The 14,838-nt window shown below is 48.0% G+C and carries 15 protein-coding genes and 1 pseudogene; 6 read left to right on the top strand and 10 right to left on the bottom strand.

Annotated elements, in window-relative coordinates; all coding sequences use genetic code 11:
- The 3 genes and pseudogenes from BACCOPRO_RS18335 to BACCOPRO_RS10025 form a co-directional block, all read left to right on the top strand.
- Window positions 1-272: pseudogene (locus BACCOPRO_RS18335) on the top strand (transposase); the annotation flags it as partial.
- Window positions 273-418: 146 nt separating this feature from the next.
- Window positions 419-580, top strand: coding sequence for a hypothetical protein (locus BACCOPRO_RS17830; RefSeq protein WP_008143288.1), 162 nt, complete (start codon window positions 419-421; stop codon window positions 578-580).
- Window positions 581-614: 34 nt separating this feature from the next.
- Window positions 615-1,529, top strand: coding sequence for a GIN domain-containing protein (locus BACCOPRO_RS10025; RefSeq protein ID WP_008143285.1), 915 nt, complete (start codon window positions 615-617; stop codon window positions 1,527-1,529).
- A gap of 80 nt (window positions 1,530-1,609) precedes the next feature.
- Here BACCOPRO_RS10025 and BACCOPRO_RS10020 read toward each other — a convergent pair whose 3' ends face one another.
- Together BACCOPRO_RS10020 and dusB are read right to left on the bottom strand one after the other, a co-directional pair.
- Window positions 1,610-2,611, bottom strand: a complete 1,002-nt coding sequence (locus BACCOPRO_RS10020; RefSeq protein WP_040311359.1) for an aldo/keto reductase — start codon at window positions 2,609-2,611, stop codon at window positions 1,610-1,612.
- 11 nt (window positions 2,612-2,622) lie between these two features.
- Window positions 2,623-3,606: a tRNA dihydrouridine synthase DusB gene (dusB, locus tag BACCOPRO_RS10015; RefSeq protein ID WP_008143283.1), complete on the bottom strand. Its 984-nt coding sequence runs from the start codon at window positions 3,604-3,606 to the stop codon at window positions 2,623-2,625.
- A gap of 300 nt (window positions 3,607-3,906) precedes the next feature.
- Between dusB and BACCOPRO_RS10010 the strand changes: the two genes are divergently transcribed.
- Both BACCOPRO_RS10010 and BACCOPRO_RS10005 read left to right on the top strand, forming a co-directional pair.
- On the top strand, window positions 3,907-4,215 hold the full coding sequence (locus BACCOPRO_RS10010) for a hypothetical protein (RefSeq protein ID WP_008143278.1): 309 nt from the start codon (window positions 3,907-3,909) through the stop codon (window positions 4,213-4,215).
- A 146-nt stretch (window positions 4,216-4,361) separates the two neighbouring features.
- On the top strand, window positions 4,362-5,627 hold the full coding sequence (locus tag BACCOPRO_RS10005) for a peptidase U32 family protein (protein ID WP_040311416.1): 1,266 nt from the start codon (window positions 4,362-4,364) through the stop codon (window positions 5,625-5,627).
- A gap of 144 nt (window positions 5,628-5,771) precedes the next feature.
- Here BACCOPRO_RS10005 and bioD read toward each other — a convergent pair whose 3' ends face one another.
- The 8 genes from bioD to mnmA all read right to left on the bottom strand — a co-directional run bounded on the left by bioD (window position 5,772) and on the right by mnmA (window position 13,002).
- Window positions 5,772-6,413 (bottom strand): dethiobiotin synthase, encoded by a 642-nt coding sequence (bioD, locus tag BACCOPRO_RS10000; protein WP_008143275.1) that lies wholly within the window; start codon window positions 6,411-6,413, stop codon window positions 5,772-5,774.
- Window positions 6,410-7,168, bottom strand: coding sequence for a malonyl-ACP O-methyltransferase BioC (bioC, locus tag BACCOPRO_RS09995; RefSeq protein ID WP_008143273.1), 759 nt, complete (start codon window positions 7,166-7,168; stop codon window positions 6,410-6,412). Before bioC ends, bioD begins: the two co-directional genes overlap by 4 nt.
- Entirely contained in the window at window positions 7,153-7,821 is a 669-nt protein-coding gene (locus BACCOPRO_RS09990; protein WP_008143272.1) for a DUF452 family protein, read from the bottom strand. The genes bioC and BACCOPRO_RS09990 overlap by 16 nt, the downstream gene beginning before the upstream one ends.
- Window positions 7,822-7,833: 12 nt before the next feature.
- On the bottom strand, window positions 7,834-9,024 hold the full coding sequence (locus tag BACCOPRO_RS09985) for an 8-amino-7-oxononanoate synthase (protein WP_008143271.1): 1,191 nt from the start codon (window positions 9,022-9,024) through the stop codon (window positions 7,834-7,836).
- The gene (gene bioA / locus BACCOPRO_RS09980) at window positions 9,021-10,310 is read right to left on the bottom strand and encodes an adenosylmethionine--8-amino-7-oxononanoate transaminase (RefSeq protein WP_008143270.1); all 1,290 of its coding nucleotides are present in this window, start codon (window positions 10,308-10,310) and stop codon (window positions 9,021-9,023) included. Before bioA ends, BACCOPRO_RS09985 begins: the two co-directional genes overlap by 4 nt.
- On the bottom strand, window positions 10,300-11,262 hold the full coding sequence (bioB, locus tag BACCOPRO_RS09975) for a biotin synthase BioB (RefSeq protein WP_008143269.1): 963 nt from the start codon (window positions 11,260-11,262) through the stop codon (window positions 10,300-10,302). The genes bioA and bioB overlap by 11 nt, the downstream gene beginning before the upstream one ends.
- A gap of 57 nt (window positions 11,263-11,319) precedes the next feature.
- A complete protein-coding gene (locus BACCOPRO_RS09970) occupies window positions 11,320-11,697 on the bottom strand; it encodes a hypothetical protein (RefSeq protein WP_008143267.1) in 378 nt (125 codons plus the stop codon).
- Between the two features lie 246 nt (window positions 11,698-11,943).
- Window positions 11,944-13,002: a tRNA 2-thiouridine(34) synthase MnmA gene (gene mnmA / locus BACCOPRO_RS09965; RefSeq protein ID WP_040311413.1), complete on the bottom strand. Its 1,059-nt coding sequence runs from the start codon at window positions 13,000-13,002 to the stop codon at window positions 11,944-11,946.
- A gap of 299 nt (window positions 13,003-13,301) precedes the next feature.
- On the opposite strand from mnmA, the gene cysS reads away from it, so the two are divergent.
- The gene (gene cysS / locus BACCOPRO_RS09960) at window positions 13,302-14,780 is read left to right on the top strand and encodes a cysteine--tRNA ligase (RefSeq protein WP_008143264.1); all 1,479 of its coding nucleotides are present in this window, start codon (window positions 13,302-13,304) and stop codon (window positions 14,778-14,780) included.
- The last annotated feature ends 58 nt before the right edge of the window (window positions 14,781-14,838 follow it).

Raw genomic sequence — 14,838 nt, 5'->3', positions numbered from 1 at the left:
ATGGCAAGCAGCATGCAGGAATCACCAACTGCCAGTCTACTGACTTCAGGAAATTGGATTTTCACTTCAATGCATCGCTTGCTGCTGTCAATTTGGCCAAAGCGGCATGTAAGAGGCCCGGAATAACCTATTCCATATCCTCTTGCAAGTCTTTCATACACAATGCTTATATGCTTGAACGATTTATTTGCGTGTTCGGGATTAGCCCAGACCCGCAAGTTATTGACAAACTTTTCAAAGAACTCATTTTATTTACTGCCAGAGCCGCTTAGGCGTGGCGAATTTTTAACGAATTATTGATTAATTTTTCAAGCTGGTACCATTCTTGAAAAGCTTTCTCAGCGAAATTTCGTAAAGCAAAAGTAGGGAATGTGAAAGGATTTAAACAGGAAACTAGACTGGTGACGGGGTTTTATCGATGGATCTGGAGGCAAAAGCAGGGACTGTCGATGAATGCCTGGATTTTATCGACGAAACGACCGGTGCTTCAAGGAAAAAATGGGGAGATTTTGGTGAAAATGAAGATTATTTGAAGTTTTTTGAAAAAATAGTGTTACTTTTCGGGACACTTAGCGTCTAAGTGTATAAAGCAAACACTTAAAAAACGAAAAATTATGAAAACAGGATTTCTAACTCTTCTGATGGTGCTGGCTATGGTTTTTACAGGATGTCAGGCACAAACTTACAAAGTCGTTCCCAGTAAGAACTATGTAACTCAGCGCGTGAATTTAGGCAATGTGTCTTCATTGACTACTTATTCCTTTGTGGATATCATTTATAAACCGTCCTCCGGTCCGGCGTATGCGGAAGTTTATGCGCCCGATAATATAGCGAAATATGTGAAGCTGGAGGAAAAGGGAGGTGAATTGAAGGTTATATTCAAGGTTCCCGGAACCAACTCCTATTCAATCAATGGAAAATATACCTGTGAAGTAAGGGTGTATGCTCCTTCTGTAACGAGTTTCTGTACTTTGTCTTCAGGTGATATCAAGATTGATGGAGATCTGAATACGCGGAAGGATATTTCTCTTCAGACAAATTCCAGCGGTGACATCGATGCGCGTGATCTTCGTTGTGCCACTTTGAATATACAAACAAACAGCAGTGGGGACATTGAAGCCGGTAATGTGGAATGTTCCAAGTTGGTGATGTGTACCAATTCCAGCGGTGATGTGTCGTTGGAAAAGGCAAATTGTGACAAGGCCTTCCTTTCAACTAATTCCAGTGGTGACTGCAAGGTGAGTACACTTGTCTGCCAGAATAATGTAGATGCAACGGCTAACAGTTCGGGTGATATCTTTGTAAGCGGAAGTTGCCGGCAGGCTGCGTTTTCAGCTAATTCAAGTGGTGATATTAATGCTTCCGGTCTGAAAGCTGCCAAGGTTAGTGCAGTAAGTAATTCCAGTGGTGATATTACCTGTCATGCCAGCCAGTCTGTTTCTGCTTATTGTTACAGCAGTGGCAATATCGGTTATTCCGGTAATCCGTCCAAAGTGGAAACTTCCAAAAAAGGAGTTTATCGGATGTAAGATAGAAAGAGGTAATTAGATAATTCCGGAAAAAGCGGAATCCTTTGAAAAGGAGAGACGTTTTTTCCGGAATTTTATTTTTATTGCAGGATGGCCTGGATGGTCTGCTGTTCTTCTTGAGAAAAGGAAATGTTTTCCAAAGCTTTCAGATTATCTGCAAGCTGTTCCACAGAACTGGCACCTACGATTACTGATGTAACGAGCGGATGAGCCAGCAGCCAGGCCAGAGACATTTCTGCGAGTGACTGTCCCCGTTCACAGGCCAGACGGTCCAGACGGATGATCTTTTGCAGAAGATCTTCGGTCAATGCTTCTTTTTTCAGGAATCCTCCCCGTGCGATACGTGAGTCTTCAGGAATTCCTTTCAGATAACGGTTGGTGAGCAGTCCCTGTGCAAGCGGAGAGAAAGCAACGAATCCGCTTCCATTTTCAGCTGCCTGTTGCAGAATTCCCTGTTCCTCCGGTTCGCGGTTCAACAAGTTGTAGCGTCCCTGATAAAGCAGGCAGATGACGTCGTGGTCTTTCAGGTAAGCATACGCTTTCCGGGCAGCTTCAGGAGGATATTTGGAAATACCCACGTAAAGAGCCTTTCCCTGACGTACGATGTCTACCAGTGTCTGCAGGGTTTCTTCCAGCGGTGTTTCCGGATCATAGCGGTGCGAATAAAAGATATCTACATAATCCAGATTCATTCGTTTCAGACTTTGGTTGAGGCTTGCTGTCAGATGCTTCCGTGATCCCCATGTGCCGTATGGTCCGGGCCACATGTCGTGACCGGCCTTGGTAGAAACAAACAGTTCGTCCCGGTAAGGAGCAAATGATGTTTTCATGATCTTGCCGAAAGTTTCTTCTGCACTTCCTGCTGAGGGGCCGTAATTGTTGGCCAGGTCAAAATGCGTAATGCCGTGATCGAAGGCATAATGCAGTTTGTCTTTGCTTCGGGCCAGACTGTCTACATCACCGAAGTTATGCCATAATCCCAGTGAAATGGCGGGCAACAGGATACCGCTTTTTCCGGCACGCCGGTAATCCATTCTACAGGTATACCGGTTATTGGCTGCTTGATATACAGAATCACTCATAGTTATAAAGGTTAGTTTCCGAAATTCTCTTCAATATGATTCAGGATTGCGTTCAGTTCCTCCAGTGTTTCTGCGCGCAACATTGCGATACGTGTATCTCTGAAGTTAGGAATTCCCTTGAACAGGGGAGAGGCAGCCAGGTGTCGTCTTACGTGGAGGATACCTCGCCGTTCGTCAAGCAGGGCCACACTGTCTTTTACTTCCTGTCGGAGAACGTCCATTCTCCACTGGAAACTCAGGGGAGGAAGTTCCTCGCCGGTCTGCAGGAAATGTTTGATTTCCTTGAAAATCCAGGGACGTCCGAAGCTGGCACGGCCCACCATGATGGCGTCTACACCATAGCGGTCGAAGCATTCCTGTGCACGCTGAGGGGTAGTGACATCTCCGTTTCCGATGATGGGAATACGCATGCGGGGATTGTTCTTCACTTCACCGATCAGTGTCCAGTCGGCTTCGCCGGTGTACATCTGTGCCCGTGTACGTCCATGAATGGTGAGTGCTTCGATTCCACAGTCCTGAAGCTGTTCAGCCAGAGGAACGATGATTTTGTGTTCGGCATCCCAACCCAGACGGGTTTTCACCGTTACAGGAATGCGTACGGCATTTACTACGGCACGCGTGATTTCAAGCATTTTCGGAATGTTCTGAAGAAGGCCTGAACCGGCTCCTTTTCCGGCAACCCGCTTGACGGGGCAGCCGAAATTCAGATCGAGAATATCCGGTTTGGCCTGTTCTACAATACGGGCTGCTTCCACCATTGTTTCGGTATCCTTACCATAGATCTGAATTGCTACGGGACGTTCTTCATCACTGATGTTCAGTTTAAGCAGGGTCTTGCTTACAGAACGTATCAAAGCATCCGCTGAAACAAACTCGGTATATACCATATCGGCTCCGAACTTTTTGCACATCAGACGAAAAGCCGGATCTGTAACGTCCTCCATCGGAGCGAGCAGGACGGGTTTTTCTCCCAGGTCTATATTTCTTATTTTCATGTTACTTGTTTATGGTGCAAAGATAGTAAACTTACATCGCTTCTGGAGCGTTGCCTGTGAAAAAACGGAAACCACAGGGCGTAGCTTTAAGATTCGTTATGTGGATTTTCTGTGATTTTCACATTCCCTGTTCCGCACTGTTGGGTAAAACTTCCGCAAATTTTTGTTTCTGGTTTCTGATTGGTATGCGTAACTATTTGAAAATCAATGTTGGCATATAACGATTATTTCTTTGGCATGACGCTTGTCTGTAATTTAGTGACACGAAACTAAAACTTAATAACTTAAAACTTTACGATTATGAAGAAATTATTTGTAGCAGTAGCATTGGTTATGGGAGTAGGAACAACAGTAGCTTTCGCAGCAGACAACCAGACAACAGCAGCATCTGTAGCAGTTGCAGTGAATGATTTTGTTCCTGTTGAAGTAGATGATCTTCCTCAGGCTGTAAAAGATACCTTGGCAAAAGATTATGCAGATTATATGGTGAAGGAAGCCGCAGTAGAAGCAAATGAAGATGGAACCCAGACGTACAAGGTTACGTTGACGGCACAGGACGATACTGAACAGACTGTTCTGTTATCTGAAAATGGAGAAGTGCTGAAATAATGAATTTGGTTTCTGATACCATCAGGATGGGGTATGCCGCAAGGTATACCCCTTTGTTTTGTCTTATAGTCAGTGAAAGAGTGTTGTTTTCAAGGTAGTTCATGAAAAAAGCATTACCTTTGCACATCGAATCAATCCGTAAAATAATGAATTACTCGATAAAAGACTTTGAGATTATGGCCCCGGTGGGTTCTCGTGAATCACTGGCGGCAGCTCTTCATGCGGGAGCAGATTCCATCTATTTTGGCATTGAGAGTCTGAATATGCGCGCCCGTTCGGCCAGCACGTTTACTATTGATGATTTGCGTGAGATCGCAAAGGTGTGTGATGAACATGGGGTAAAGAGTTACCTGACCATCAATACGATTATCTATGATGAGGACATCGAACTGATGCGCAAGATTGTGGATGCAGCCAAGGAAGCTGGCATCAGTGCCGTGATTGCTGCCGATGTGGCTGTGATGGCTTACTGTAACAAGGTGGGACAAGAGGTACATTTGTCTACTCAGTTGAATATCAGCAATGCTGAAGCCCTGAAGTTTTATGCACAATTTGCCGATGTGGTAGTGCTGGCGCGTGAACTGAACCTGAAACAGGTGCGCAAGATCTATGATGCAATCCAGCAGGAAGGCATTAAAGGTCCGATGGGTGAGCCTGTGCGTATTGAGATGTTCTGTCATGGAGCGCTTTGTATGGCTGTTTCAGGAAAATGTTATCTCAGCTTGCATGAGCTGAATGCTTCTGCTAACCGTGGTGCCTGCATGCAGGTATGCCGCCGGTCTTATCTGGTGCGGGACAAGGAGAGTGATATAGAACTGGAAGTGGATAACAAATACATTATGTCTCCCAAGGATCTGAAGACTATTCATTTCATGGATGAGATGATTGAAGCCGGAGTACGGGTGTTCAAGATTGAAGGACGTGCCCGCGGTCCTGAGTATGTGAAGACCGTTGTGGAATGTTATAAGGAAGCCATCCAGTCCTATCTGGACGGAACATTTACCGAAGAAAAGAAAGCTGCCTGGGATGAACGCCTGAAGACGGTTTTCAACCGGGGATTTTGGAACGGCTATTATCTGGGCCAGCGTTTGGGTGAATGGAGCCGAAATTATGGATCGGAAGCTACGGAACGTAAAGTATATGCCGGACGCGGTATTAAATATTTCTCCAATTTGGGAGTTGCTGAATTCCTGATTGAAGCTGCAGAGATCAAGGTCGGTGACAAACTATTGATTACCGGTCCTACAACTGGTGCCATGTATGTCACTCTGGAGGAAGCACGTGTGGATCTGAAACCTGTGGACGTGGTGAAGAAAGGCGTTCATGTTTCGTTTAAGGTTCCTGATCGTGTACGTCCAAGTGATAAGTTGTATCGGGTTGTACCGGCAGAAGAACTGAAGAACAAGCAATAAAATCCGGAATACCGTTCTTGTCTGATTTCCAGGGATAAAGAACAGTCAGAAAAACGTCGAATCGTTTTCATTGAAAGGCCGAAGTCTTTTCATGAAAACGATTCGACGTTTTAAAAAAAGCTGGCGGGCTTTTTGAGGTTGTCTTTAGAGGCAGGGAACACGGATAAATTCCGTTTCCGGGAAATGCCGTTCCAGCCAGGTGCGGATGTATTCTTCCGTATCATGCTGGATGATTTTGTCTTCATTTTCAGGATACAGGTTATACAGTACGCTGTGAAGGCGGATACCTCGTTTTTCGATGGCTTCCAGGCTGAGCAGGGTGTGGTTGATGCTTCCCAGACGTCCGGAGGTGACGAGGATCAGCGGATAATTCTTTTGTGCTACATAGTCGATCGTCAGCAGGTCGCGGGTCAGGGGGACCATCAGACCGCCGGCTCCTTCCAGCAGCACGCGGTCGTAAGATTGCAGCAGGGTCTGTGAGGCTTGTTCGATCTTGTCGAAATCAATGTCCCGGTGATCTATTTCCGCAGCCAGATGGGGCGAACAGGGGTAAGTAAAGATTTCCGGCATGGTCAGGCGTTCGCGGTCGGCTTCCACCAGTCCCGTTCCCATGATCTGGCGGTGGACTTCAATATCTTCTGAGATTTCGGTATTGCCGGTCTGGATAAACTTCTGGGTAATGGTCTTGATGCCTTCCCGGTTCCATTCCCGGGCCAGGAATCCGGTGGCATAACTTTTTCCGATGGCGGTATCAATGCCGCTGACAAAAATAATTTCTTTTTTCATGATGCGATTTTTTTAGCAATGATGTAAATCGGATGATAGGTCAGCCGTACCGTATGATCCGGCTGGCTGTATATTTCCTGATATCGGTTACAGAAAGTGGCGAGGCTTCCTTTGGTCCACTGGCTTTGACGGATGCCGGTCACTCCCGTAGCTTTCAAGTGTTTGAGTACGTCCATGGGCGACTGAAAGGAAAGGCTTAGCTTCTCTTCGTGGCAGTAGAGCAGCTCATAGTCGGAACGTAAAGCCTCTTTCAGTTCCTCAAGTGAAAGATAAGGTAAGGTAGCTCCGGTGAGTGAGGCGACTTCTGTCAGGTTCTCCTTGCCGAAGGTACTGAACGTGAAATAGCCGTCGTTCGTCAGCAGATGACTGCACCGGTGGAAGAAACGCTGGGGCGATTCAAACCATTGTAAGGCCGAACAGGAAGCGATGAGGCTTTGTCCGGCCGGAAAGTTCAGGCGTTCTGCGTCTCCGGCAAAGAAACGGATCCGGTCGCCCAGCAAATCTTTGAAGCAACCTGCCACTTCGGGACAGATGTCGTTCAGGCAGAGTTGTCCGGGTTTGACGTCATGCAGGTAGGAACGTGTGAAGAGGCCTGTTCCGCATCCCACCTCCAATACGCTGCGATGAGCTGATGCGGGAAGGTAACGCCGGATAAGTCTGGTCATCTTTTCGGCGATCTGCCGTTGGATATTTGCTTGCTCCGGATAGGTTGAGGCGGCCCTGGCGAATCGTCTTCTGATCAGTCCTTTGTCCATAGCTGCTCCTTTCCTTTCAGGCATTCCGTGAAAAACAGGTCTGCATAATGCGGTATATTCATGGAGAGAACAGGAGTTCCCTGCCAGGCTTCCAGCTGGTTTTGTGAGGGGAAGATCCGGTCTTCCGTGCCGATGATTGCTTTGTCCCACTGAAAAGCGGGTACCGGTAGGCGGAGAACTTCCTGTCGGAGGGCTTTCAACTCTTCGTACAGTTCTTCGACGCTGCGGCGGGGCTGGCGGTCAAGAAAGTGCTTTACTTCTTCCGTACCGCCGCACATCCGGCGACGGAACTTGGCCAGTGTAGCCGGAGAAAAAGTATCAAGTGTTCCGTTGAATACAGCTTCCGGTATGCCTGTCGTATCGTGAATGGGAGTGAGTGTCCCGTTGACGGCCAGTTTCATTTCCCAGGGAAGATCTTTCCCGGAAAAGGTTTGTGAGGCAGCCCATACACCCATAGACCAACCCAGCAGACGGATGGACTGATAGCCTTCCAGCTGGCTGTAGTCGAAATCTGGATTTCGGTAGTCAAAACACAACAGGTAGTCATACCCTTCCGCTGCCGGACGTGTGAACAGGCATTCGTCACTGCCCCATCCTGCAAAGAAAAGCAACAGGGATGAATTCCCTTCTCGGAGAATGAATCGTTGTTCCATGTGTGTATGGGTTTATTTGTTTTGAGTTTCTTTCAGAGTCTGAATCAGTCGGCTGATTTCTTCCGGGGTGATGGCGGCGGTCAGGGAGAATCTCAGTCGCGAGGTGCCTTCCGGTACCGTAGGCGGACGTACGGGAAGAACATAGAATCCTTTCCGCTGCATTTCCGCTGCTTTCTCGATGGCCTTCTCGCTGGCTCCCAGTGTCAGCGGAACGATCTGGCTTTCAGATGTACATTCGCATCCCATTTCCCGGATGCAGGTACGCAGCCGGCTGGAGGCCTCGGCCAGCCATTGCCGGCGGTCGTCCCATTGCGAGAGTCGTTCCAGCAGAAATTTGGTCCAGGCAATGTTGACAGGAGGCAGGGCAGTTGTGAAAATAAACGGACGCACCTTATTGACCAGGTAATTCCGGATTCTTTCACGGCAGACCACATAGGCACCGATTGATCCCAGTGCCTTGCCGAATGTGCCGCACAGGAAATCGATATCCTTGATACATCCCTGTTCTTCGGCAACGCCCAGTCCGTGAGCTCCCCGGACGCCGATACCGTGTGCCTCGTCTACATAAAGATAAACATTGGGATATTTGTTTTTCAGTTCCACGAGTGTCTGGAGCGGAGTTACATCTCCGTCCATGCTGAAGACGCTTTCCGTCACAATGATGATCCGGCTGTAATTTTTGTGATATTTCTGGATCAGCGTTTCCAGAATGCGGTAATCGTGATGACGGTAGCGGATGCTGTATCCACTGGATAACAGGATACCGTCGATGATACTGGCATGAACGAGCTTGTCGGCCAGAATGAGTGTCCGGCTGTCCGTGATGGCGGGCAGAATGCCTGAGTTCATGTGATAGCCGCTTCCGAAGGTCAGTGCACTTTCCGTGCCGAACAGATCAGCCAGAAGCCTTTCCAGTTGTGTGTAAATATGGAAGTTTCCGGTCAGCAGGCGTGAGGAAGAGGATGAAAAGAGCAGGTCGCGGTTATCTGCACTTCCCAGAAATTCATCACGCAGCGCCGTGTCCGTGGCCAGTCCCAGATAGTCGTTGGAAGAAAGGTTCAGCATCCGTTGTTCTCCGGATAGAACCCATTTCCCGTCATGTATCACTTCAGGGAGTGTGCGCAGGTTGCCTGCTTCTTTCAGTTTCTTCAGTTCTTCCTGATAGAAGTGCTGGGTATTGCTTGAGGTTTTTGATAGTTTCATAAAGATTCTTCTCCTACGATTTTCACCAGTGCGGCGGTCAGTTTGCTTAATTGTTCAGGTTGTATGATGAAAGGCGGCATGATATAGACCAGTTTTCCGAATGGACGTACCCAGACACCTTCTTCTACGAAACGTCGTTGTATCCGGGCCATGTCAACTTCCCGGCGTGTCTCAATGACTCCGATGGCTCCCAGTACCCGTACGTCGGCAACTCCGGGAAGAGAAGCTGCCGGAGCCAGTTCTTCCTTGAGCTGGGTTTCGATCCGCTTCACGTTTTCCTGCCAGCCGGAAGACAACAGCAAATCAATGGAAGCGCAGGCCACGGCACATGCCAGCGGGTTTCCCATGAAGGTGGGACCGTGCATGAAAGCATGTGGATAATGGTCGGAAATGCATTCGGCAACCGCATCTGTGGTCAGCACAGCCGAGAAGGTCATGTATCCTCCAGTCAGGGCTTTGCCGATGCACATGATATCCGGTTCGACTCCCGCATGTTCCCAGGCAAACAGTTTGCCGGTCCGTCCGAATCCGGTTGCAATTTCATCAAAAAGAAGCAGCATTCCATGTTCGCGGCACAGGCGTGCAGCTTCCCGTAAGTATTGGGGGTGATAAAAACGCATGCCTCCGGCTCCCTGGACAATTGGTTCCAGAATCAGACCGGCCTGTTCATTTTCGTGAGCTTCTATGGTTTCTTTCAAAGGAAGGATATCGGTTTCATCCCATTCTCCCCCGAAACGCGATTTCGGGGACGGAACAAAATGCCGGACAGGCAGAGCATTCCCGAACAGACTGTGCATGCCGGTTACGGGATCACACACTGACATGGCATTCCACGTATCTCCGTGGTAACCGGAACGGATGGTTACGAAGTTGTTCCGTTGCGGGCAGCCTTTGGCAAACTGATACTGTACTGCCATTTTGAGAGCTACTTCCACTGCTACCGAACCGCTGTCTGCGTAAAAGATCCGGCTCATGGAAGGAGGAGCCAGTTGCAGAAGTCGTTTACCCAGCGCGATGGCCGGCTCGTGAGTCAGTCCGCCGAACATGACGTGTGCCATGCTTTTCAACTGCTTCTCGATGGCTGCATTCAGTACAGGATGATTATATCCGTGAACGGCACACCACCACGATGACATGCCTTCGATGAGTTCGGTGCCGTCTTCCAGTGTGATGACACATCCTTCAGCCCGTTTGACTTTATAAGTCGGAAGCGGCCGGGTGGCTGAAGTATACGGATGCCAGAGATGATCCCGGTCGAAACTGTCTGTCATAGCTTCAAAGTTCATAGCCTGCTTTTTTAATACGTTCAATATCTTCTTTTACATTCGATCCCAGTGTCGTAAGCAGATCGCCTACGATGGCCGAATTGATTCCCACATGAAGTGCCAGCGCGAGAGTTCTTTCGTCCATTTGTGAACGTCCTCCTGCAAAGCGCAGGTATGCATGAGGATGAACAAAACGGAACATGGAAACAGTGCGGATGATCTCTTCTGATGTCAGTGGTACAGCATGTTCCAGCGGAGTTCCCGGAATGGGATGCAGCAAATTAAGCGGAATGGATTGAACTTCCAGTTCCTTGAGGGCAAAGGCCAGTTCCACACGCTGGGCCGGGGTTTCACCCATGCCGATAATTCCACCGCTGCAGATATCCATTCCTGCTTCGCGGGCTGCTTTCAGAGTTTCTATTTTCTGTGCCTGTGTATGAGTGGAACACAGGTGCCCGAAATAAGAAGGTGCAGTTTCCAGATTGCAGTGATAGCGTGTCACTCCTGCTTCCTTGAGCCGTTTCAGCTGGTCTGCGGTTGCCAGTCCCAGAGAAGCACAAAGCGAGATACCACATTGCCGGTGCAGTTCTGCAAAGTGTTCACACAGGACTTCTGTCTCTTTTTCTGTCGGCCGGCGACCGCTGGTAACGAGAGAGAAACGTTTTACTCCCTGGCTTTCGTTGAGGCGGGCATGGCGGAGACATTCCTCTACCGGAACGATGCCATATATTTCGGCGCGGGTATTGTGGTGAGCCGACTGGGCACACCATTTGCAGTTTTCCGGGCAGCGTCCTGATTTGGCATTGATGATGGAACACATATCGAATACCCGGGGAGCGCACTGTTCAGTGATTTCGTGAGCCGCCTGGCACAAGGCTTCGAAAGGGGCTTCCGTCAGGAGGGAGAGAGCCTCTTCGGCTGTCAGGCTTCCGCCTGCTATGATGCGTTGCTTGATTTCTTCCATTTTGATCATTCGGTTTGTTAATTGGTTAAGAGATAAGGTTAGTATTCCGCCGGATAAAAAGGAAGTCTATCCGTGACGGATGAATATCACGGACAGTAAAGCAAAACAAAAGAGAGGAATAAATCCCGGAAATCCGGGACAGGGAGCGGTCGCAGGAGTATGAATTTCCCGTTCCGGAAGGCAGAAGCCGGCAGGAAGCGGGGGCATTTCCGTTCCTGAAGCCCGTGAGGCTTCTTCCGGTGGCATGAAGCCGGTGTTTCCCTGCAGGGAAGACTGTTTCTCGGCTGTATATCCGTTTTTGCTTAACGCTACCTCCGTGATTCCTTTGCTGACACATCCCATCGTTACCTGAATCTTCAGGCTGGCAAAGGCAGCATAGGCCTTACGACTCCATTGACAGAATCGTACAGTACGGGGACGGTATGTGAAAGCAGACTGGTACATAGCGTTTTTCTGATGGCGGCAAATGTAGTGAAAAATATCTGCAAAAGAGATGTGTGGAATGTTAACCGCGTGTTAATAATTTGTTCTCACCCTGTTGATAGTTTAAAACGGTGTGGTTGATATCAGGAAGGAAGTATTTGTATAACAATAATTTAGTGTTGTTTATATCTTGTGGAAAAATAGGGAATGAACAGTTGATAAAACTTCTGTTCCATGAGCTGGACCTGCGATAAACTTTGGTTGTTGTTATCGGGAAGTTGCAATAATTCCTCCTCCCAGCACAAGGTCGTCACGATAAAATACGGCGGCTTGTCCCGGGGCAACAGAGGCAAGCGGTTCGTGCAGATTCACATGCAGGCAACCGTCACCTGTGCAGGTAACCGTACACCGGTTGGCTTGTTTCCGGTAACGGATCTTGACGATAACATCTGGATGATTCAGGGCAGTTTCGGGATCGATCAGATTCCAGTCTGTGAGCAGCATTTCCTGTTTTTCCAGAGCGCGAAGGTTGTCACATACAATAACTCGGTTTTGTTCTGGTAAGGTCTCTTTGACAAACAGTGTCTTGTTCAGCCAGATACCCAGTCCCCTTCGCTGTCCGATGGTATAGAACGGATATCCTTCATGTTGTCCCAGCTTTCGTCCTTCTTCATCCAGAAACTCTCCCGGAGATATCTGTCCTTCCGGTACATGACTTTTCAGGAAAGTGCGGTAATCCATCGGACAAAAACAGACGCCCAGGCTGTCACGTTTGCGGGCAGCTTTCAGTTGTCCCCGTTCGGCCGCTATTTCCCGGACACGTACTTTGGTCAGTTCTCCCATAGGAAACAAAGCGCGTTCCAGCAAATCCTGCGGGAGTCCCCAAAGGAAAAACGACTGATCTTTATCCGGGTCAGCTCCGGAACGGATGAACCAGCGGCCGTTTACTGTTTGTTTCCGGACATAATGGCCTGTAGCCAGATGATAAATACCTTCCCGATCGGCAATTTCTTTGAGTAATGGCCATTTCAGCTGGTTGTTGCATAAGGTACAGGGAACGGGAGTCCGTCCGTTCATGTATTCCTGAATAAAATAATGAATGATTTGTTCTTCGAACACTTCCCGTGCATCATAGGTCAGATGACGGATACCCAGTTGTTCGCATAAGTGGCGGGCATCTTCCAGATATTCGGTCTGGAAATCTTTTTCGTAAAAACGGAATGTAATACCGGTTACTTCATAGCCGGCATCCTGCAACAGCATGGCCGCTACGGAACTGTCCGTGCCTCCGCTCATTCCTAATAAAACCTTGTTGTTTTTTTCCATGGGACCGTTTGTCTGATATCTGTTCATATAAGGATAAAAAAAAAGGAGTACCGCTGTACTCCAACCTTTGTTAACCTTAAATCTAATACTATGAAAAACACGTTGCAAAGGTACGGACTTTTCCGAAATCTGCAAGGAATTACTTTAAAAATCTCTGCTTTATAACATTTTTTATAATATAGAGCATTCCCCATCCTTTCTCGGAGATATCTTCATTGATTTTACCAGTGTAAATTCATTGCCTCATTGCCGGTGGATATGAAAAAAGTTATAACTTTGCAGTCTAACACATTCAAATTATGGAAAATAAACTGATTATTTACAATACACTGACCCGCAGGAAGGAACTGTTCGTGCCTTTGCATGCTCCTCATGTGGGCATGTATGTATGTGGTCCTACCGTATACGGTGACGGCCACCTGGGACATGCACGTCCTGCCATTACTTTCGATATTTTGTACCGTTACCTGACTCATCTGGGATATAAGGTGCGTTATGTACGCAATATTACGGATGTAGGTCATCTGGAGCATGATGCAGACGATGGTGAAGACAAGATTGCAAAGAAAGCTCGTCTGGAACAATTGGAGCCGATGGAAGTGGTGCAGTATTATCTGAACCGTTATCATAAGGCTATGGAAGCGCTGAATGTACTGCCGCCCAGCATTGAACCGCATGCTTCCGGACACATCATCGAACAGATTCAGCTGGTAGAGGAAATCCTGAAGAACGGATATGCTTATGAAAGCAAAGGTTCTGTATATTTCGACGTTGCTAAATATAACAAGGATCATCATTATGGAGTGTTGTCCGGTCGCAATCTGGACGACGTTCTGAATACAACCCGTGAACTTGACGGACAGGAAGAGAAACATAATCCGGCAGACTTCGCTTTGTGGAAGTGTGCACAGCCGGAACATATCATGCGCTGGCCGTCACCATGGAGCAACGGTTTCCCCGGATGGCACTGTGAATGTACGGCAATGGGACGGAAATACCTGGGTGAAACTTTCGATATTCACGGAGGAGGTATGGATCTTGTGTTCCCGCACCATGAATGTGAAATTGCACAGGCCGTTGCATCAGAAGGACATCAGATGGTACACTACTGGATGCATAACAACATGATTACCATCAACGGACAGAAGATGGGTAAATCATTGGGTAATTTCATAACGCTGGATGAGTTCTTTACCGGTTCCAATAAGCTGCTGACTCAGGCTTATTCACCGATGACTATCCGTTTCTTTATCCTTCAGGCTCATTACCGCAGCACCGTAGACTTCAGCAATGAAGCATTGCAGGCTGCCGAGAAGGGATTGGAACGTTTGCTGGAAGGTGTGAAGAATCTGGAACGCATTACTCCGGCGAAGGCTACATCAGGTATCGAACCACAGGGCTTGCGTGAGAAATGCTACGAAGCCATGAATGATGACTTGAATACTCCGATTGTTATTTCTCATCTGTTTGACGCTACCCGCATGATCAACACAGTGATCGACAAGAAGGCAACCATCAGTGCTGAAGATCTGGAAGAACTGAAGAGCGTATTCCATCTGTTTGTATTCGATCTTCTGGGATTGAAGGCAGAAGCCGAGAACAACGCAGCCCGTGAGGAAGCATACGGCAAGGTGGTTGATATGTTGCTGGAACAGCGTATGCAGGCAAAAGCCAATAAGGACTGGGCAACCAGTGACAAGATCCGTGACAACCTGGCTGCCTTGGGCTTTGAAGTAAAAGACACCAAGGATGGGTTTACCTGGAAATTAAACAAGTAATTTTGGATTGTAAATACAAAGATCAGAGGCCGTCCCTGCATGATTGGGGATGGCCTCT

It is taken from the genome of Phocaeicola coprophilus DSM 18228 = JCM 13818 (assembly GCF_000157915.1).
Lineage (GTDB): Bacteria > Bacteroidota > Bacteroidia > Bacteroidales > Bacteroidaceae > Phocaeicola > Phocaeicola coprophilus.
The sequence above is the reverse complement of the archived record's forward strand: the minus strand, read 5'-3'. Positions and strand labels throughout refer to the sequence as shown.